The sequence below is a fragment of the Streptomyces sp. SYSU D01066-1 genome, assembly GCF_054956795.1.
This window is the reverse complement of sequence record NZ_JBUDHV010000012.1, coordinates 59198-79110: the sequence shown is the minus strand read 5'-3', so window position 1 is coordinate 79110 and position 19913 is coordinate 59198. Positions and strand designations below refer to the sequence as shown.

Below are 19913 nucleotides of genomic sequence, written 5' to 3'. Positions count from 1 at the left end.
GGGAAGGCACGACACGATGAGCACCGCTCTGAGGAACAGCTGGGACTCATGGGCGGGTTCCGTCCCCCCGCTCGCGCGCTCGAGCACCCTGGAGCCCTGCCACGACCCCGCGGCCGCCGCCACCCGCCTGGCCCGAGCCGCTCTCGCCGGCCAGTACGTGGTCTACGAGGCAGCGGACGGTGTCTGGTACTTCGCCGCGGGCGCTGCCGTGGAGCTCACCGCGCACCCGGCCACCATCACCGCGCGGGCGGCGGGGCGCACCTGGACCTCTCCCACCGGCGGCAGGCCACTGACGGTGTTCGCCGACGCACTGGGCGCCCTGTCCGCGGCGCACGGCGGCGGGCGTCACTTCTACGGCTGGGCCGCCTTCGAACTCGCCCACCTCCTCCACGCCGACCCCGGGGCCACCGGTGACGGCCCACTGCTGCACGCGCTGGTCCCGTCCGTCGAGGTGACCCTCACCGGCGACCGGAGCGTGGTCCGCGCGGTGGACGAGGCGTGGCTCCGCAAGGTCGCCGACCTGCTGGCGGAGCCGACGTCCGGACAGCTCCCGGCCGACGGGACGCCTCCGGAGGGCACCGAACGGATCATCGCGGCCGGCGCCGCCGCCTACGGCAGCGCGGTGTCCCGGACGGTCGAGGACATCCGCGCCGGGCTCCTGGAGAAGGCCGTCGTCTCCCGGAAGGTCCCGCTGCCCGCCGGACCGCCCGTGGACTTCCCCGCGACCTACCTAGCCGGCCGCCGGGCCAACACACCGGCCCGTTCCTACCTGCTGGATCTCGGCGGCTACCGGGCGGCCGGGTTCAGCCCGGAGACCGTCCTGGAGGTCGGGGAGAACGGCCGGGTCAGCACCCAGCCGCTCGCCGGCACCCGCGCCCGCGGCACGGACACGTCGGAGAACGAGCGCCTGCGCGCGGAACTGCTCACCGATCCCAAGGAGATACACGAGCACGCCGTGTCCGTGCGCCTGGCCTGGGACGAGATGGCGGCCGTGTGCGGACCCGGCTCCGTCGCCGTGGAGGAGTTCATGACGGTCCGGCCGCGTGGTCCGGTGCAGCACCTCGCCTCCCGGCTGACCGGCCGGCTGCGGTCCGGCGCCGGGCCGTGGGACGCCTTCGCCTCCCTCTTCCCCGCGATCACCGCCACCGGCGTCTCCAAACGCTCCGCCCTCCGGGCACTGGCCCGCCATGAGGAGGGGCCCCGCGGTCTGTACGGCGGCGCGGTCTTCCGGGGGAGCACCGGCGGAGCCCTCGACGCCGCCCTCGTCCTGCGCACCCTCATCGGTGAGGGCGACGAGACGTGGCTGCGCGCGGGCGCGGGAGTCACCGCTCAGTCCAGCCCCGAACGCGAGATCGAGGAGACCTGCGAGAAGCTCCGCAGCGTCGCCCCGTACCTGAGGTTCGCCCCGGGCTGACCGCGGCCCGCGTGATCCAGGCGCCCCTTCGGCGGCCGGGACCGGGCCCGTCTCGCCGGAACGCCGGGCGCGGCGGGCCTTCCCGGAAGGAGGGTCCGGCCCGGTCCCGGCGCGGCACCGGCCGGTTCGGGCGGGAAGCCGGCGGCGCCCACGCCCCTGGCCACCGTGTCCAGCCGGGCCAGGCCGCCGAGGGCGGCGGCCACCGGCACGGGCTCGGAGACGCCGGAGGAATCGGCGGGGAGGCGATGGAGCGGGTTCCGGGAACCGGTCGGGGACCACACGGTGCGCGCGGGCGGACGGGACGCGCGGTAGCGCGCATGGCGCACCCGTTCTCCCCCCTGAGGACGGGCGAGATCGTTTCTGAGGGGCGACCGGCGGGTCAGGGGCCGTGGGCTCCGGGGCGCGGTGCCCGGACGCAGACGGTGATCCGCGCCCCGTTGACACGGGTCGTCCCGTGCGCGCGGACGCGGCGCCGCAGGGTGTTCGTCCTCGCTTCCTCCTGTGGGCCGGCCGGCGCGTGCGCGCCCGCCGGGTCGCGGACCACGACGATCCGGTCGAACGCCAGCATGCGTGCCGCCACGTCGCGGGCGGGAAGCTCGACCCCCGCGAGCGTGTTCGACGAAACGGGGTCCTGCGCCAGGGTCAGATCCGTGCCCCGGGTCACCGCAGGTCCCGGCGGCTGTTGCCCTCCATGACCTCCACCAGCCGCCGCAGCGCTTCGAGGACCCGCTCCCGGTCCTCCCCGAGCCCTGCCAGCAGCCGCCCCTCGACGGCCAGTTGCCGGGGGAAGAGGTCGTCCACGGTCCGGGCGCCCTCCTCGGTGATGGTCACCAGCACCGAACGCCGGTCGGCCGGGTTCGGCGTACGCGCGATCAGTCCGCGCTTCTCCAGTCTGGCCAGCGTCTTGCTGACCCCCGCCGGTGACAGGCCCAGGCGTTCGGCGAGCCGGCGGGCGATGACCGGCCCGGTGGCGTGCCGCAGCGGCACCAGGGTGCCGATCTCGGCCGGGGTGAGACAGACACCCTCGTAGAGCGGGTCGAGGGCCTGGTCGAGCAGCCCGACCGCGTGCTTGAGCGCGGCCACGACCTCCATCGGCGAGGTGTCGACTCCCGGGAGCCGCGCCGTCCACCGGGCCCGGGTCTCGGCGGGGGAGGGGAACATGCGGCCGCCTCTCACTGGGCAGGACAGAGTTATGTTTACCGGTGAACCATTGGTTACCGTTGTGCTCATGGTATCGCCGTCCCCTTCACGAACCTCCGCGCCCGCCGGGCCGGCCGCCCCCGCCGTGCGCCCCGCGCTGCTGGTCACGGTCCTGGCCGCGCTGACCGCCGTGGCCCCGCTCGCCATCGACATGTACGTGCCGGGTTTCCCCGCCATGGGAGACGCGCTCGACGCGAGCAGCTCGGCCGTCCAGCTGACCATGACGGCGTTCCTCGCCGGCCTGGTCGTCGGGCAGTTGCTGATCGGACCGGTCAGCGACAGCCTCGGACGCCGCCGGCTGCTCCTCGCCGGAACCGCCGGCTTCGTCGTCTTCTCCGTGCTCTGCGCCGTCGCCCCCGGCATCACCCTGCTGACCGCCGCCCGCTTCCTCCAGGGCGTGGCCGCGGCGGCGGGCATGGTGCTCGCCCGCGCCGTCCTCACCGACCGCTTCCACGGCGCCGACCTGCCCCGCTACTTCGCGGTCCTCTCCCAGATCATGGGCGTCGCCCCGGTCGCCGCGCCGGTACTGGGCGGGGCCGTCCTGTCGGCCTCCACCTGGCGCGCGGTCTTCGCCGTCCTCGGCGTCATAGGCGTCCTGCTGCTGCTCGCGGTGGTGCGGGCCGTTCCCGAGTCCCTGCCGCCCGAGCGGCGCCACGGCGGCGGCGTCGCCAGCACCTTCCGCGCCATGGGAGCCCTCCTCGGCGACCGGCCCTTCATGGGGTACGTGCTCGTCCTCGCCTGCGTCTCGGCCGCGCTGTTCTCCTACATCAGCGGCTCGAGCTTCGTCTTCGAGGAGATACACGGCGTCTCCTCGACCCTGTACTCCCTCATCTTCGCCACCAACGCCCTCGGCATCCTGTCCGCCGGCTTCGTCTTCGCCAGGCTGGCCGGACGGCTGCGGCTGGACACCCTGCTGTCCGCGGGCGTCGGCGTCGTCGTGCTCGGCGCGCTGGCGCAGCTGCTGCTGGCCGTCACCGCGGGGGAGACCCTCGCCGGTACCTGGGCGACGCTGTTCGTGACCTGCTTCGGCATGGGCATGGTCTTTCCCGGCACCATGAGCGCCGCCCAGGCGCTCGCCCGGCACGCCCCGGGAGCGGCCTCCGCGCTGCTCGGCGGGTTCCAGTTCCTCTTCGGCGCCGCCGCCTCGCCGCTGGTGGGGCTGTTCGGGGAGGACAGCTCACGGCCGATGGCGACGATCATGCTGATCAGCGCCGCCGCGGCGGCGCTCGCCCTCGTGGGACTCGCCCGCCCCTGGCAGGGGCGCGGCGGACCGGAGGGCGGCCGCCGGGGCGTCCGCTGAGCGTCAGGCCACGCAGCCCACGTGTGCCAGCGCCTGCTTCAGCAGGACGCCGTGACCGCCGGGCATCTCGCTCTGCACCGCCGCTGACAGCGCCTCCTGGGGGCTGAACCAGACCAGGTCCAGCGCGTCCTGCCGGGGCCGGCAGTCGCCGGTCACCGGCACGACGTAGGCGAGGGAGACCGCGTGCTGGCGCGGGTCGTGGTACGGGGTGATGCCCTGGGTCGGGAAGTACTCGGCCACTGTGAACGGCTGGAGCGAGGCCGGGACCCGGGGCAGCGCCACCGGGCCGAGGTCCTTCTCCAGGTGCCGCAGCAGGGCGTCGCGGACCCGCTCGTGGTGCAGCACCCGGCCCGAGACGAGGGTCCGGCTGACCGTTCCGTCGGGGCCGATGCGCAACAGCAGGCCGACGCTGGTGACTTCGCCGCTGTCGTCGACCCGCACGGGCACGGCCTCGACGTACAGGATGGGCATACGGGCGCGCGCCGATTCGAGCTCGTCGGTCGTCAGCCAGCCCGGCGTGGTTTCGGTCATGTCAGACATCGCTTGATCATACTTTCAGCGCCCGCCGCCGGGGAGTACGTCAGGCCGGGAGCTTGTCCGGCGTGAGCCGGCCGGCCCGCTCGCGGGCGTCCTGCGCCACCTTCTTGTCCACCGACGCCCGCACCAGCGCGGCGGCGAGCGCCGCCGGGTCCGTCCGCCCGGCGGCGGCCAGCAGGCGGCCGGGGTCCGCGGGCAGCCCCAGGCGTTCCGCGCCCCGCAGCGCCTTGCGGTCCAGATACGGCGCGGCCTCCGGCCAGACCCGCTGGACCTCGCGCAGGAAGATGTCGGCGCCGGTCGGCCCGATCCCGGGGAACTCCTGGAGCAGCCGGCGCAGCACCGCTACGTCGCCGTCCGCCTCCTCGCGGAGCCGGCGCAGGTCCCCGCCCCAGCGGTCGCCGAGCAGCTCCGCCTCCTCGCCGAGCTGGGTGGCGGTGCGTTCGTCGTAGCGCCGGTAGCCGCCCCGGCCCAGCGCGTCCACCCGTTGCCGCCAGGTGGCCTCCGCCATCCGGCGGGGGTCCCGCAGCCCCGCCTCGCGCAGGGCGCGGGCGGTGGCCACGGCGACCGAGCCGCGGATGCGGGCGCTGAGCAGATGGGCCAGCACCAGCAGGTGATAGAGCGGCTGCGGGGTGTCCTTCAGCCGGACACCCGCCTCCTCGGCGTACGTCCGCCCGTGCGCGCCGACGAGTTCGCGTACGACGCGCGCGTCGCGGTCCACGGCTACCCCTTGAGCGGGTCGTGGCCCAGGGTCATCAGCCGGTGCCGTCGCCCGGCGTCCTCGGCCGCGGGCTCGTTCTCCACGTCCGCCTCCTCGGTGACCGTGTCCACCACCGCCCGCATCACGCCCAGATCGTCCTCGGTGAGGTCGGTGCGGCGTTTCTGGAGGATGGCCAGGACATGCTGCCCGGTGGGCGAACCCGCCTGGTCGGGCAGCGGCTCGGTCGCCTCGTCGGCGTCGCTGACCCGCAGCCAGGCGGACAGCTCGGCGGAGGTCATGTTCACCACGCGGTGGAAGTCCTCCCACAGCGCGTCGAGTTCCAGGGCGTCGGCCATGAGGTGCCCCTCTTCGTGGTGCGTGCGGTACGTGCGGTGCGGGCGGCTGCGCCGGTCAGTCCTCCTTCGGCCAGTTCTCGGCGTCGAACATCCAGCGCTGCTTCTCCAGTTCGGCGGTGATGGAGATCAGCAGGTCCTGGGTGACCGGGTCGGGCTCGTCGGTGGCCTTGATCCGCTCCCGGAGCCGGGCGATCGCCGCCTCCAGCGTCTCGCTCATCAGCGCGACGGCGTCCTCGTCCCGCACCCAGCCGTCCTTCGGGGACGGCAGCGTGAACGCGGACGCGATCGTCTCCGGGCGGCCGTCGGCCGGCATCCCGAGGGCCGCCGAGCGCTCGGCGACGGTGTCCGCGTACTCCCGGGCCGTCGAGACGACCTCGTCGAGCTGGAGGTGGATCGAGCGGAACCGCGGCCCCACGATGTTCCAGTGCACCTGCTTCCCGATCAGGGAGAGCCCGAGAAGATCCACGAGCGTGCTCTGCAGCGCGTCCCAGGTGACCTGACGGGCCGGCTCCGGAATCGTGCTCTTCACGACAGTCATACGGTGCTGCTCCTCGCGGCGTCGGTGGTGTGGTCGGAGCGTGCCGGACGCCGGATCCGGGCGCGGATCCGCTCAAGGGGACGTGGGGTGTGAGGCCCTCCCCGGCGGGGCCGTGCGGCGCGACCGCTCCATGGACACCCGTGTGCCCCGGCGGTACCTGCGCAAACAACCGGGCGGCTCAGCGGGCGAGCACGCAATCCAGGAAGGCGGTCAGGTCCGCGAACACCTCGGCGCGGTGCGTCTCCAGGAACACCTCGTGCCGGGCGCCCGGACAGATCCGCTCCGTCAGCTCCCCGCCGCACAGCCGCTCGACGCCGGGGCGGCTGCCGGACAGCGGCACCAGCCGGTCGTCGTCGCCGTGCAGCCACAGCAGCGGGAGCCGGCCGGCGGTGCCGCCGTCGGCGACGGCGTCCAGCGTCCGTACGAACGCCTCCACCGTCGGCCGCTTCATCGGACCGTGCCACACCAGCGGGTCCGCCGCGTACGCCGCCCCGACCGCCGGGTCCCGGGAGAGCGCGGCCGGGCTGATCGGAGTGTCGGGGATCTCGTCCAGGGCGAGCAGCCGGCGGGGCAGCTCCCAGTCGCCGATCACCGGACCGGACAGCACCAGCGCGGCGAGGTCCTCCGGGTGGCGCTGGGCGTAGCGGGCGGCGATCAGCCCGCCCATGGAGTGCCCGATCAGCACGGCCGGCAGGCCCGGGTGGGCGCCCCGGGCCAGCTCCGCCACGGCGCGCACATCGGTGACGACGTCCTCGAAGTCCTCGATCAGCACCCGCTCGCCGTCCGACCTCCCGTGCCCGAGGTGGTCGGGCCCGTACACGGCCGCGCCGTGCGCGCTCAGCACGCCGGCGACCTCCCCGTAGCGGCCGAGGTGCTCGCCGTACCCGTGCGCCAGCAGCGCCACGTACCGGGGACGCGCGGCGGGCCACTCGTGGACGGCGATCCGTCCCCGGGTTCCGGTCAGGGTGTGCTCGCGGGCCTGGGGCATCGGTCCTCCGGCTGCGTCGGTGAAGGGTCCGGGAGGGATCTTCCCAGGGAGCGGCCGGGCGGTCTATAGTCCAAAACTAGCAGTGCTAATTAACGGTCGCCGTGGACCGGCCCGCCGGCGCGGGCGGGGCCACCGGGCGGCCGAGCGACGACGGTCAGGAGTCCCTCGTGCGCCCCGTACCCTTCCCGGCCGCCCGCCGCGCCCCGGCCGCCGGGCCCCGTGCCGCCCGGCCCGCCGGACGCCCCGGCTCCACCGCCCGCGCCCGCACCGCACGGACCTGACCCCGTCCGCCCGCACGCCACCGCCCCGAGCCCGCAGAGCCGCAAGGAAACGGAGCAACACCCCATGGCAACCCTCTCCGTCGCCGCGATCCTCGCCGAGAACGCCCGGCGCCGCCCGCACAAGGAGGCCCTGGTCGAAGGGGACCTGCGGCTCACCTTCGCCGAGGTGTGGCAGCGGGCCCTCGCCCGCGCCGGGGCGCTGACGGGACTCGGCGTCCGCCCGGGGGACCGGGTCGCGCTGATGGCGCCCAACACCGTCGAGTTCCCGCAGGCGTACTACGCCGTCGCCGCGGCCGGCGGTGTGGTCGTCCCGGTCCACCTGCTGCTGTCGGCGCAGGAGGTGGAGCACGTCCTCACCGACAGCGGCGCCACCCTGCTGCTGTGCCACCCGGCGCAGGCGGACACGGGCGCGGCGGCGGCCCGCGCCGCCGGGGTGCGGGTCATCACCCTCGGCGAGGAGTTCACCAAGCTGGCCGCCGGTGCCGAGCCGCTCACCTCGTACGTCGCCCGCGAGGCCGACGACCCCGCCGTCGTCTTCTACACCAGCGGCACCACCGGCGTCCCCAAGGGCGCCGTGCTCAGCCACTTCAATCTGGTGATGAACGCCACCGTCAACGCCTTCGACGCCAACGACATCCGGCCCGACGACGTCGCGCTCGGCGCGCTGCCGCTCTTCCACGCCTTCGGGCAGACCGTCTCCATGAACTCCGTCTGGCGGGCCGGGGCCACCCTCGTGCTGCTGCCGCGCTTCGACGCGGCGCGCGCGATCGAGCTGATGGTGCGGGAGAAGGTCGACACCTTCCACGGGGTGCCCACCATGTTCGTCGCCCTGGCCGCCGCGGCGGCCGAGGCCGAGGCGCTCCCCGCCCTGCGGGTGTGCGTCTCGGGCGGCGCCTCGCTGCCGGTCGCCGTGCTGGAGCGGTTCGAGGCGGCGTTCGGCGCCAGGATCTACGAGGGGTACGGACTGTCGGAGACCTCGCCGGCGGCGGCCGTCAACCAGCCGGTGTTCGGCGCCCGGCCCGGCACCATCGGCCACCCCCTGTGGGGCGTCGACGTGGAGATCGCCCGCGCCGAGGTGGAGGGGCGGATCGAACTGCTGCCGCCCGGTGAACTCGGCGAGGTCGTCATCCGCGGCCACAACGTCTTCTCCGGCTACCTCGGCCGCCCCGAGGCCACCGCCGAGGCGCTCGTCGACGGCTGGCTGCGCACCGGCGACCTGGGCACCAAGGACGACGAGGGCTTCCTGCGCATCGTCGACCGCAAGAAGGACGTCATCATCCGCGGCGGCTACAACGTCTACCCGCGCGAGGTCGAGGAGGTCCTCGTCCGCCACCCCGGCGTCGCGCAGGCCGCCGTCATCGGGCTCCCGGACGACCTGCACGGCGAGGAGGTGTGCGCCGTGGTCGTGCCCGCGCCCGGCGCCGGCCCGGACGCCGCCGGCATCACCGAGTGGTCCAAGGAGCGCCTCGGCCGGCACAAGTACCCGCGCCGCGTGGAGTTCGCCGACGCGCTGCCGCTCGGCCCCAGCATGAAGGTGCTCAAGCGGGAACTGCGGGCGCGGTACGCCGACGCCGGTTAGGGCCCGGCCGGGAACCGCCCGGCGGGACGGCCCCCACGGCACCGGACGGACGCGCATAGCATCAGTCCCGTAATGGACATGATGACGCACTGGCACCTCACCGGCTGGGAGTTCGCGGCGCTCGCCCTCGCGGCCCTGCTCGTCGGCTTTTCCAAGACCGCCGTGAGCGGGGCCAACACGGTCAGCCTGGCGATCTTCGCGGCGCTGCTGCCCGCCCGCGCCTCCACCGGCGTCCTGCTGCCGGTGCTGATCGCCGGGGACGTGCTGGCCGTGCTCACCTACCGGCGGCACGCGCACTGGCCCACGCTGTGGCGGCTGTTCCCGGCGGTCGGGGCGGGGGTGGTCGCCGGCACCGTGTTCCTGAGGGGGGCCGGCGACGGCGCGGTGAGGATGTCGATCGGCGTCATCCTGCTGGTGATGGCCGGAGTGACGGTGTGGCGGCGGCGGACGGCCGGGGAGCGGGAGCGGCCACAGGAGGAGACCGCCACCCGGACCGGCCGGCTCAAGGCCCGCTCGTACGGCGTGCTGGGCGGCTTCACCACCATGGTCGCCAACGCGGGCGGCCCGGTGATGTCGATGTACCTGCTCTCCGCGGGGTTCCGCAAGCTGGGCTTCCTTGGCACCTCCGCCTTCTTCTTCCTGATCGTCAACGTCTCCAAGCTGCCGTTCAGCGTGGGGCTCGGCCTGATCGACGGGTACTCGCTGCTGCTCGACGCCGCACTCGTCGTGTTCGTGGTGCCCGGCGCGCTGCTCGGCACCTGGGCGGTGGACCGGATCGACCAGAGACTCTTCGAGCGGCTCGTCATCGCGGCGACGGTCCTCGGCGGCCTGCAACTGCTGCTGAGGTGAGAGGGGTGGTCAACGCCCGGCGGTCGCGCCGGCCGGCCGCCGCGCCCGCTGCGGCAGCCCGCTGCTCAGGTCCTCCACCAGCATCCGCTTGGCGATCGCGTCGACCGCAGCCCGGATCTCCGCGTCACCGGGGCGGCCGATGTCCCCCGCCACCCGGTCCTCCAGCCACGCCGTCCAGGCCCGCGCGATCACCGCGGCCTCACGGGCGCCCGCCCCGGTGTGCGAGAGCAGCGAACCGTCCCGGGTCAGGTACCCCTCCTCCACCATCCGGTCGAACACCGGCAGCAGCACCTCCGGCGGCACCCGGTGACGCGCGGCGATCAGACCGAGACCGGCGTGCCCGACCAGCCGCGTGAACAGGTCGACCTGCATCACCGCCCACGCGCCCGCGACGTCCAGGCGGGTGTCGCTGTCCGCGATGATCCGGCGCGCGGTCTCCAGCCGCGTACCGCCGATGATCTTCCCCACGGACGCTTCGAGCACCCGCCGGGAGTCGGTGTCGTTGGGTGAGGCGAAGCCCTCGCCCATGTCGGTGGACCCGGCCCGCGCGCTGTCGCGCAGCGGCACCTGTCTGAGGAACAGCGCGACCACGAAGCCGAGGCCCGCGACCGGCACCGTCCACAGGAAGACGGTCTGGATGGTGTCCGCGTAGGCACCGATGATCGGCGCGGCCGCCTCGGACGGCAGCCGGTGCACGCCCTCCGGGCTGGTCGCCGCCCGGCTGATGGTGGCCGGATCGGCGGCCCCGGTCGCCGCCGCCGAGGCGATCCCGTCCCGCAGGTCGGAGGTGAGGGAGTTGGCGTAGATCGTGCCGAAGACGGCGGTGCCGAAGGAGGAGCCGAGCGTACGGAAGAAGGTCACGCCCGAGGTGGCGGTGCCCAGCTCGGCGTACTCGACGGTGTTCTGCACGGCGATGACCAGCACCTGCATGCACAGCCCGAGGCCGGCGCCGAGCACGAACATGTACAGCGACTCCAGCGCCGCGCCGGTGTCCGGGCCCATCAGGGACATCAGGTACAGACCGAGCGCCATCACCAGGGCGCCGGTGATCGGGAACAGCCGGTACCGTCCCGTCCGGCCGACCACGGTGCCGCTGAGGACGGAGAAGGCGAGCAGCCCGGCCACCATCGGCAGCGTCCGCACCCCCGAGACCGTGGCCGAGTCGCCGTCGACGTACTGGAGGTAGCTCGGCAGGTACGTCAGCGCCCCGAGCATGGCGAAGCCGACGATGAAGCTGAGGACCGAGCAGACCGTGAACACCGGGTTGGCGAACAGCCGCAGCGGCAGCATCGGCTCGGCCGCCCGGCTCTCCGCCCAGCAGAACAGCGCGAGCGCGGCCACCCCGCCCGCGAACAGCCCGATGATCACCGGTGAGCCCCAGGCGTACTGGTTGCCGCCCCAGCTGGTGGCCAGGATCAGCGCGCTCGCGCCGATCGCGACCAGCGCGATGCCCAGGTAGTCGATGACCGGCCGGAGCGCCGACTTCACCACCGGGATGGCGCGGGCGGCGGCGAGCACGACCACGGCCGCGACGGGAACGTTGACGTAGAACGCCCACCGCCAGGACAGGTGGTCGGTGAACAGCCCGCCGAGCAGCGGCCCGACGACCGTGGCCACGCCGAACACGGCCCCGATGGCGCCCTGGTACTTGCCGCGCTCGCGCAGCGGGATCACGTCGGCGATCAGCGCCATCGCGGTCACCATCAGCCCGCCCGCGCCCACTCCCTGCATCGCCCGCCAGACGATCAGCAGCATCATGTTCGTGGCCAGCCCGCACAGGAACGAACCCACGATGAACACGATCGCCGAGACCTGGAAGACGGCCTTGCGTCCGAACAGGTCGCCGAACTTGCCGACCAGCACCGTCGCGACGGTCTCGGCGAGCAGGTAGGAGGTGACCACCCAGGACATGTGCTCGGCCCCGCCGAGGTCGGAGACGATCGTCGGCAGGGCGGTGCCGACGATCGTCTGGTCCAGGGCCGCGAGCAGCATGCCCAGCACGATCGTGACGAACACGACGTCGCGCCGCCGCCGGTCCAGTACCGGCGGCTGGGCGGCGGCGGTCCGCGGGCTCTCCTCGGCGACGGTCACACGGCCACGGTCACACCGCCGGCTTGGCCACGCACGCGGGCCCGGTCCGGCCGGGTGCCCCTACCCGCCGCCGGGGGCGCGGCGCAGCAGATACGTGTCCATGATCCAGCCCTTGCGCTCCCGGGCCTCGGCGCGCAGCCGCTCGATCCGCGGCGCCGCCTCGGCGACCGGACCGGAGTCGAGGATCTCGTCGGGGGTGCCGAGATAGGCGCCCCAGTAGATGTGGACGTCCTGGTCCGCGTAGGCCCGGAAGGCCTGCCGGGCGTCCAGCATCACCACCACGTCGTCCACCCCGTCGGGGAAGCCCTCCTCGGCCAGCCGCCGCCCGGTGGTGATCTGCACCGGCCGGGCGACCCGGTTCAGCCCGGTGCGGTGCCGGGCGGCCAGCGCCGAGACACTGCTGATCCCCGGGACGACCTCGTAGCCGAACTCCACCGACCCCCGCTCCAGCACCTCCTCCAGGATGCCCAGCGTGCTGTCGTACAGCGCCGGGTCGCCCCACACCAGGAACGCGCCGGTCCCGTCCTCGCCCAGCTCCTCGGAGATCAGCCGCTCGTAGACATCGGCGCGGGCGGCACGCCAGTCCTCGACGGCGGGGGAGTAGGCGCTGCCGCCCGCCGCCCGGTCCCGCTCCGGATCCCGCGCCTCCACGACGCGGTACGTCCCCTGCGGCACATGTGCCCGGAGCATGTCGTGGCGCAGCCGGGTGAGGTCGGCCTTCACCTCGCCCTTGTCCAGGACGAAGAACACGTCGGTGCCCCGCATCGCCCGCACCGCCTGGAGGGTGAGCTGCTCGGGGTCGCCCGCGCCGATACCGATGACATGGATCTTCCGCACCCCCCGAGTCTGCCGTACGCCCGTTCAGCCGCGCAGCCGGGGTGCGCGGGCCGCCGCGTCCACGGGCGTGCCGCCGCGCTCCACGTCCTGCGCCAGCTCCCGCGCCCACCCGGCGACGGAGGCGAGGTCGATCCCGTACGGCCGCCGCTGCGCGGCCCCGGCCGCCCACGCCTCGACCGCGCCGGCGCCGCGCCGCAGCAGCCGGGGCCCGCCCGTGACGTTGCCGCGGGCCGCGTGCGTCAGCCCCACCGCGAGCTGCGCCAGCCCCCGCCACAGCTCCCGGTCCTCCTCCGGCCCCGACTTCCAGGCGTCCTCGAACACCTCGTGCGCGTGGAACGGCTTCCCCTCGTCCAGCAGCCGCTGCGCCTCCACGACCGTCTCCTCGGGCTCGCGCACCACGCCCTCGGGCTGCCGGGGCACCCCTTCCGCGCCGTACGGCAGGGGCCTGCCGAGTCCGTCCCTCGGCCGGGCGTTGCGCGCCCTGCCCTCGTCGTCGCGGTCCCGGTCCCGGCCGGCGGATGCGCTGTCCATGCGCCGATTGTGCCGTGCCGGAGCCGCTCACGGGGCACCCCGGGGTGTGCGGTAAAGTATGGACCGCGTGATCGCGCGGAACGCCGTGCGCGACCGCACCGGGACGTGGCGCAGCTTGGTAGCGCACTTGACTGGGGGTCAAGGGGTCGCAGGTTCAAATCCTGTCGTCCCGACTGGAGACAGTCGCAGGTCAGGGCCGGTTTCGGAGAGATCCGAGACCGGCCCTTGATCGTTCTTGGGGACCAGTGGGGGACCAGTAGGGTATGTGGCGTTCTTGACCGGGGCAGCGGGCCATGGGGAGCGGGCGTGGGGCGCGGCCCGCGGTGAGGTGTGCGCGCAGCGCCGCACCGGCGGCCGTGGTCGTGCGGACGTCGGGGGGAGACAGCGCTGGGCGGTGACGAGTGATCCGTGGCCTCCCCCATGACCGCGCGCCGGCCGTGCTGGCGGCCTGCGGCTCCTGGGGGCTGTTCGCGCTGTCCCTGACCGGTCCCGAGAAACCCGGGGGCGTGATCGCACCGGCATACCGGTGCGATCGCCACGCTGCTGGTGGCGCAGGCCCTCGCGCCGGCTCCCGGCGCCGCCGTCCGGCCGCCTGCCCACACACGGTGGTCGCGTTCCAGCCGCTGGTGATGGTCCTGCTGGATTCCACGGACGCGATCCGCACCCCGCCCCAGCTCATCGCCGCCCGCCTCCAGGCCGGGCGCCGAGCGCGGGGCCGCCGTCCGGCCGGGGGCGCAGCGGCTGTGCGGTACGGCCCTGGACACCGACGGTCAGGGGCGACGAAACGGCTGGTCGTCATGGTAGGGGCCCGGCCGGGAAGCCGTGTCAGACCGCGTACTCACCGGTCAGCATCGCGGAGGCGAGTTCGACCCGCGAACGGAACCCGGTGCGTTTGAAGAGTCTGCCCAGCCGGCTCTCCACGCTCTTCTCGCTGCACCCGAGCGCGACCGCCAGTTCCCGGTTGGTCAGCCCCTCGGTGACCAGGACGGCCAGCAGCCGCTCGTTCTCGGCGGTGGTGAGGCTCCGGCCCGGCACGGTGACCTTGCGCGCGCGCATCAGGTTCCGCAACTGCGCCCTGCGCAGCAGCGCGTCGAGGTCGCCGTAGAGCGCGTACGCCTCGTGCAGCAGCGACGGGTCGGCCAGCCCGTAGCGGACCACCGCGGCCAGCGTGTCGGCCTGCTCCAGCGGCTGCGCGCGCTTGCGCGCGAGCCGTACCGCGGCGGTCGCGGACCCGTGGTCGCGGTGGACCGCGGCGGCGGCGAGCAGGTGGGACAGCCGGGACCGGCCGGTGCCCAGCAGCTCGGCGACCTCGCGCGCCTCCTGCGCGCACCGCCGCGCCGCCGCCAGGTCGCCCGCCGCCAGTTCCGACTCCGCCTTCAGCAGCCACAGGTCGTCCGTGCCGACGACCAGACCGCCCCCGGCGGCCAGGGCGAGCGCGTCCGTGACGACCTGATCGGCCCGGTCGGTCGCGCCCAGGGCCCGGTCCAGGTACGACTCCGGCACGGCCAGCAGATGGAGCATCACGGGCTGCACCGTCCGCGCCCGCTCGATCACCTCGCGCGCCCCGGCCAGCCGGCCGCGCGCACCGAGGATGGCGCTGGTCTCCCGGCACATCAGGGTGTGGGTGGGCAGGTCACCGATCGACAGGCCGACGGCCAGGCTCTCCCGGGCCAGACCGAGCGCCCGGTCCCACTGCCCGCTCTGGCTGTCCGCGACCACCCGGTCGGGAACGGGCCGGTAGGCGGAGGGCAGCCGGTGCACCGCCAGCACCTCCGCCGCCCGGTCGGGATCACCGAGCAGCATCAGCACCCGGGCCAGCTGCGACAGCCGCTCGAAGCGGTGCCGCGCCCCTTGCGTCCACAGCGGCCACCGGGTGGGCGCGGCGACGGCCCGCTCGAACAGTTCGGTCCTGCCGAGGACCGCCTGGACGCACTCGCTGAACAGCAGCCCCAACGCGGTGACGACATCGTTGTCGCCCCGCCAGGAACGCTGCTCGGCCTCCAAGTGCTCGTGCGCCTCCCGCCAGCGGTCCAGGTGGCACAGGGCGATGCAGCGGGTGAGGGCCCGGTGCCCCTCCCCGCCCGGGAACGAGCGCCAGCCGCCGGTACAGATCTCGGCGAGCGCCGCCATGTCGGAGGTCCCGCCGAGCGAGGCCACGTGGACCAGCTCCATCTCCAGCAGGGACTCCGGGGAGACCAGGTCGGCGTACTCGGACAGGACCGTCCACGCGCTCTTCAGCGCCTCGTGGTACCGCAGGTGGATCAGACAGGTGGAGGCGTGCATGATCAGCGCCTGGGCACGCCGCTCCGGCTCGGCGATCAGGTCGACGGCGGCGCGCAGCCAGCGCTCCGCGTGGTACCCGTCGTCCAGCAAGGCGGCGGTGCCCCTGGCGAGCAGTTCGACAGAGGCCCGCCCGGGGTCCACGAACCGGCCGGCGGCGACCAGTTGCTCCGGCAGGTACCGGTCGTCCGCGGCGTCGGCGCCCGCCCAGATCGCGGTGACCGCCAGCTGGGCGAGCCTGCGCCGCTCGTACGGCCCCAGGCAGGTGACCAGCGCGGACGCCAGCAGCGGCACCCGGAACCTCCAGTGGCCCGGCCCGGGCCCGTGCCGCAGGACCCCCTCGGCGTACAGCTCGGCCAGTGCCGCGCTGACCTCGCCCTCCGTCGCGCCCACCGCCTCGCCGGCCAGCCGGGGCGCGGCGGAGCCCAGCGGATGCAGTACGGCCATCGCCTTGGCCACCGGCCAGACCCGCCCGCCCAGTTGCTTGAGGTACTCCACCGGCGGCAGGTCGGACGGCAGCGACGGCGGCCGGTCCGACGCCGTCAGGTAGGCGTGCCGGTCGAAGACGCGCAGCGAGCCGCTCCTGCGGTGCCCCGCCAGGGCGGTGAGCACGGCGGCGGGCCTGCCGCGGCACTCCCGGCCCAGGTAGGCGAGCAGCGACGCCGACGGCTTGGCCTGCACGTACTGGGTGGCCAGGGCGCGCACCTCGGACCCGTACAGCGGACGCAGCGGCACCACCTCGGCGAGCCCGGCGGCGCGCAGCCGGTCCAGCGCGGCCCGCTCGCCCGGCGGGTCGGCCGGTGAGGGGCGGAGCGCGCAGACGAACGTGACCGGTCCGCCCGCCAGCGCGCGGACCAGGGGCAGCAGTACGGCACGGGAGTCCGGGTCGGTCCACTGCGCGTCGTCGACGAGGACGGTGAGCTTGTCGCAGGCGGTGAGGGCCGCCCGCAGTTCGGCGGCCAGCAGGCGGCCGGCGTCCCGGCCCGGCCCGGGGGCGGCGGCCCGCACCGCGCGTCTGACGTCACCGCCCGGGTTCCCCGCGGTGAGTTCGGCGGCCAGCCGGGACGCCAGGGAGCAGGGACGGTCGCGCTCGGCGCGCGCCACCCGCAGGGTCAGGGTGGGCAGGTCCCGGGCGGTCAGCTCGTCCTGGACGGCGGCCAGCACCGCGCCGCGCCCGATCCCGGTCGGGCCCGTGACCAGAACCAGCGGGGCGGCGGCCGGTGAGGTGGCGATGTCGACGATGTGCGCGACGGAGGTGCCACGGCCGTACAGCGGTTGCGCCGCCCGGCCCCGACCGGACGCGCCGCGCCAGTAGTTGATCACCGAAGCAGTATGCCCAGAGCGCCGGTCCGGTAGCACCTCCCGACGTTACAATCGCGTTGTTGACAGGCAGTTGACAGCGGGGCGAGCCGCCTCGGACGTCTCCCGGACACCTGGGCCCGAAGGGGCGGTGGGCCGGGGGAGTCCACGCCGCACCCGGCGGCACACGGCGTCACAGGCGCCACGAGAGGAGGCCCGCGGTGGCCCGAGCACGTGCCGCGATCCGGGGCAGGGATCAGGAACTGGCGGTACTGCGCGAGGCGTCGGCAGCCGGCGGTGGCGCTCTGGTCGTCCTGAAGGGACCGGCCGGTATCGGCAGGACCGCGTTGCTGGAGGAGGCCGAGCGGTCACTGCGCGCGGCCGGGGTCCGTGTCCTGCCGGTGCGCCCGGGCGCCGGCCCGGACAGCCGCGGTGACGACGCGTTCGCCCTCGCGCCGCTGGTGCGCGCCGTGCGCGACCGGTTCGAGCGGTTCCCGGAGGCCGGGCACGGTGACGCGCTCGGCACGGTGGCCCGGCTGGGCGAGGCGGCCGGACAGGGCACCGGCGGATGGCGGCCGGCCATGGGGACCGCGCTGGGCAACCTCTTCGAGAGGATCGGCGGCCGGGGCCGTACCGCGGTGCTCGTCGACGACGCGCACGCGGTCGCCGAGCCCGCCCCCGTGCTCACCGCCGCCCGCCGGGCCGGCTGCCTGGTGCTGGCCACCTGCGACGAGAGCGCCGCACACGCGCCGGGAACCGCCGAACTGCTGGCCGCCGCCGACCGGGTGGTCACGCTCGGACCACTGGCCGACGACGTCGCGGAGTCCCTGGCCCGCCGCGCCCACGGGGCACGCCTCGACGAGGCCGTGCCGGACCGCCTGCGCACGGCCCTGGGACCGCTGTTCGGCAACCCCGGCACCCTGCTGGGCACCCTCGCCGATCTGCGCCGGCGCGGCCGGCTGACCCTCTTCCGCGGCCGGCTGTGCCTGCGCGCCCCGACCGCTCCGGTCGGACTGCCCGCCGGTCACCACCTGTTGCGCCGGACCGCCGCCCTGGGCGCCCCGGCGGCGCGGCTGCTGCACTCGGTCGCCGTGTGGGACGGCATGAACGTCGACGACCTGCCGCTGTACGCCGAGGTGACCGGAGCCCGTCTCGACGACTGCGGCCGGCTGCTCGACCGGCTGGTCGACGCCCAGGTGCTGGTCGTCGACCCGGCGGGCGGGCTGAGCTGCCGGTGTCCGGCCCTGGCGGCCCGGGCCATTGAGGACGCGGGCGGCGACCGCGGTGCCGCCCTGCACGCGGCGGTCGCCGAGCGGCTGCTGTCCCGGCACCGGCGGGGCGGCGGGACCGACCCCGGGGCGCTCGCCGACCACATCGCCCGCGGCGGAGCGGCCGTCGTACTGGAACCGCCGATGGTCGCGTGGCTGCTCGACCGGGTCGCGGACGCCGAGCCGGAGCGGCCGGAGAGCGCCGCCCGGTGGTGCGTGGCCGCGCTGCGCCGCATGTCCCCGCAGGAACCGGAGCACGCCCGTACGCTGACCAGGCTGATGCACCTGGTCGCCCGGACGGGCCGGTACGAGCTGCTGGGCGACGTGCTCACCCAGTACGCGGAACAGGGCTGCGCCCAAGGCTCCCTGGTCCGGATCCGCCTCGCCGCGGTCCTGGTCGCCCTGCACTCCGGCCGGCCGCCCGCCGGGGACGCCGTGCGGTCGCTGCTGGACTTGGGGACCACCGGCCGGGAGCCGGCCGGATTCGCGCAGTGGTGGTTCGGCCGTCCGACGGCGCCCGGCCGGGAGCCCGTGCCGTGCGGAACGGCTGAGACGGCGGCCGACCCCCACGACCCGGCCGGACGGATGGCCCTGCTGAGCACCGCGCTGAGCGGTGACCCCGGCGCCTACGAGCGGGCCTGGCGCCGCTCCGGCCGGGCGGTGTCCGCCCCGGGACCGGGCCGGCCGCCCGCCACGGGCCCGACGGTCGACGTCGTCACCGTGACGCGGCTCGTCCTCGGCGCCCACCACCGCGCCCCCCTGGCCGGTGTGCTCGCCGTGTACCAGCGGGTGGTGCGCGGCTACGCGGGTGCCGACTGGAACCGGGCCATGTCCGCCGTACGGGAACTGGAACTGTCGGACTCCGAGGAGACGCTGGTGCACCACGCGGCCCGTCTGCTGGCCGCCGACATGTACGTCGCCCGCGGCGAGCCGCGGCAGGCGGCCCAGTGGCTGGCCGACGTGGCACCGGTCCCCGGCGTCGCCGTGATGCGCGCCTGGGCGCGCGTCGGTGTGCTCGGCAGCGCCGGTGACGACCGGCGGGCGGTGCGACTGGCCCTGCGGGTGAGCCGCCGGCTGCGCCGGGCCGGACTGCCCGAGGGCCTGCACCTGCTGCTGACCCGGGCGGTGCGGATCGCCGTGTTCGCCGACGACCGGGACGGCGCCGCCGAGCTGCTCCAGGAGATCGAACTCCTGCCCGCCGAGGCCGGGACGGTGGAGCGGGAGAGCCTGTTGCTGGCGCGCGGACTGGTGCACCGCGACGAACGGCGGCTCCGGCTGGCCACCGACCTGACCCGGAAGCGGGGCGACCTGCCGTCACTGCTGGCGTCGTGCCTCGTCATCGCGCGGTTCGCCGAGGACCCGCGGCCCTGGCTGCGCGAGGCCCACGCCCTGGCCACCCGGTGCGGCGCGTCCGCGCTGCTGGAACGCGTCCGCGCGGTGACCCGCGAACGGGGGGTTCCCGCGCCGCGCGCCCGCGGCCAGCGGGAGGCACTGGCGGTCACCGAGCGACGCGTGATCGAGCTGATCGGCGAGGGCCTGACCAACCGTCAGATCGCGTTGCGCCTGGAGGTCAGCGAGAAGACCGTGGAGAACCACCTGACCCGTCTGTTCGCCCGCACCGGCTGCCGGTCCCGCGTCGAACTGGCCGCGGCCAGCCTGGCGGGCAGGCTGGCGCGGACGGAGAGTTGAGCGCGGCTTCGGGGCCGGTTGCGGCTGTCGTCCCTCCGGCCCCTCCGACGGCCCCGCCGGCCCCCGTCGGGCCAGGCCGGAGCCAGGCCCGGTCCTGACTCCGGGTCAAAGATGCCATCCCTGGGGACCACTCGGGCCGAGGCCGGCCGCCGGTGACGACAGCCCTGGTACGGCCTGCC

The 19913-nt window shown here is 75.0% G+C and carries 16 protein-coding genes and 1 tRNA gene; 6 read left to right on the top strand and 11 right to left on the bottom strand.

From position 1 onward, the window contains the following. Positions 1–16 precede the first annotated feature (16 nt). Positions 17–1414: a salicylate synthase gene (locus tag ACY1JF_RS14555; protein ID WP_462705524.1), complete on the top strand. Its 1398-nt coding sequence runs from the start codon at positions 17–19 to the stop codon at positions 1412–1414. A 379-nt stretch (positions 1415–1793) separates the two neighbouring features. On the opposite strand, the gene ACY1JF_RS14550 is transcribed toward ACY1JF_RS14555, so the two are convergent. Both ACY1JF_RS14550 and ACY1JF_RS14545 read right to left on the bottom strand, forming a co-directional pair. Next, positions 1794–2078, bottom strand: a complete 285-nt coding sequence (locus ACY1JF_RS14550; protein ID WP_462705523.1) for a hypothetical protein — start codon at positions 2076–2078, stop codon at positions 1794–1796. Continuing rightward, positions 2075–2575 carry a MarR family winged helix-turn-helix transcriptional regulator gene (locus ACY1JF_RS14545; protein WP_462705522.1) on the bottom strand — a complete coding sequence of 167 codons (501 nt, stop codon included), beginning with the start codon at positions 2573–2575 and terminating at the stop codon, positions 2075–2077. The genes ACY1JF_RS14550 and ACY1JF_RS14545 overlap by 4 nt, the downstream gene beginning before the upstream one ends. Before the next feature lie 67 nt (positions 2576–2642). On the opposite strand from ACY1JF_RS14545, the gene ACY1JF_RS14540 reads away from it, so the two are divergent. Next, on the top strand, positions 2643–3914 hold the full coding sequence (locus ACY1JF_RS14540) for a multidrug effflux MFS transporter (RefSeq protein ID WP_462705521.1): 1272 nt from the start codon (positions 2643–2645) through the stop codon (positions 3912–3914). A 3-nt stretch (positions 3915–3917) separates the two neighbouring features. Here the strand turns inward: ACY1JF_RS14540 and ACY1JF_RS14535 are convergent, their stop codons facing one another. From ACY1JF_RS14535 to ACY1JF_RS14515, 5 genes are all read right to left on the bottom strand, one after another. Continuing rightward, positions 3918–4445 (bottom strand): NUDIX hydrolase family protein, encoded by a 528-nt coding sequence (locus ACY1JF_RS14535; RefSeq protein WP_462705602.1) that lies wholly within the window; start codon positions 4443–4445, stop codon positions 3918–3920. Between the two features lie 49 nt (positions 4446–4494). Next, positions 4495–5169, bottom strand: coding sequence for an HhH-GDP family DNA glycosylase (locus ACY1JF_RS14530; protein ID WP_462705520.1), 675 nt, complete (start codon positions 5167–5169; stop codon positions 4495–4497). 2 nt (positions 5170–5171) lie between these two features. Then, entirely contained in the window at positions 5172–5504 is a 333-nt protein-coding gene (locus tag ACY1JF_RS14525) for a DUF3140 domain-containing protein (protein WP_462705519.1), read from the bottom strand. 55 nt (positions 5505–5559) lie between these two features. Further along, complete coding sequence (locus tag ACY1JF_RS14520; protein WP_462705518.1) at positions 5560–6042, bottom strand: Dps family protein; 483 nt, start codon at positions 6040–6042, stop codon at positions 5560–5562. 178 nt (positions 6043–6220) lie between these two features. Next, positions 6221–7030, bottom strand: coding sequence for an alpha/beta hydrolase (locus ACY1JF_RS14515; protein ID WP_462705517.1), 810 nt, complete (start codon positions 7028–7030; stop codon positions 6221–6223). A gap of 345 nt (positions 7031–7375) precedes the next feature. On the opposite strand from ACY1JF_RS14515, the gene ACY1JF_RS14510 reads away from it, so the two are divergent. Together ACY1JF_RS14510 and ACY1JF_RS14505 are read left to right on the top strand one after the other, a co-directional pair. Next, on the top strand, positions 7376–8890 hold the full coding sequence (locus ACY1JF_RS14510) for a long-chain-fatty-acid--CoA ligase (RefSeq protein WP_462705516.1): 1515 nt from the start codon (positions 7376–7378) through the stop codon (positions 8888–8890). 72 nt (positions 8891–8962) lie between these two features. Then, entirely contained in the window at positions 8963–9739 is a 777-nt protein-coding gene (locus tag ACY1JF_RS14505; protein ID WP_462705515.1) for a sulfite exporter TauE/SafE family protein, read from the top strand. Positions 9740–9748: 9 nt separating this feature from the next. Here the strand turns inward: ACY1JF_RS14505 and ACY1JF_RS14500 are convergent, their stop codons facing one another. The 3 genes from ACY1JF_RS14500 to ACY1JF_RS14490 are packed head-to-tail and all read right to left on the bottom strand — an operon-like array spanning position 9749 to position 13198. Next, positions 9749–11830 (bottom strand): MDR family MFS transporter, encoded by a 2082-nt coding sequence (locus ACY1JF_RS14500; protein ID WP_462705514.1) that lies wholly within the window; start codon positions 11828–11830, stop codon positions 9749–9751. A gap of 60 nt (positions 11831–11890) precedes the next feature. Further along, the gene (gene cobF / locus ACY1JF_RS14495) at positions 11891–12667 is read right to left on the bottom strand and encodes a precorrin-6A synthase (deacetylating) (protein WP_462705513.1); all 777 of its coding nucleotides are present in this window, start codon (positions 12665–12667) and stop codon (positions 11891–11893) included. Positions 12668–12691: 24 nt separating this feature from the next. Beyond that, complete coding sequence (locus ACY1JF_RS14490; protein WP_462705512.1) at positions 12692–13198, bottom strand: DUF309 domain-containing protein; 507 nt, start codon at positions 13196–13198, stop codon at positions 12692–12694. Positions 13199–13297: 99 nt separating this feature from the next. Between ACY1JF_RS14490 and ACY1JF_RS14485 the strand changes: the two genes are divergently transcribed. Further along, positions 13298–13371 (top strand) — tRNA-Pro (locus tag ACY1JF_RS14485). Positions 13372–14023: 652 nt separating this feature from the next. Here the strand turns inward: ACY1JF_RS14485 and ACY1JF_RS14480 are convergent. Next, positions 14024–16801, bottom strand: a complete 2778-nt coding sequence (locus ACY1JF_RS14480; RefSeq protein ID WP_462705511.1) for an AAA family ATPase — start codon at positions 16799–16801, stop codon at positions 14024–14026. Positions 16802–16998: 197 nt separating this feature from the next. Between ACY1JF_RS14480 and ACY1JF_RS14475 the strand changes: the two genes are divergently transcribed. Then, positions 16999–19734: a LuxR C-terminal-related transcriptional regulator gene (locus ACY1JF_RS14475; RefSeq protein WP_462705510.1), complete on the top strand. Its 2736-nt coding sequence runs from the start codon at positions 16999–17001 to the stop codon at positions 19732–19734. Positions 19735–19913: the final 179 nt, after the last annotated feature.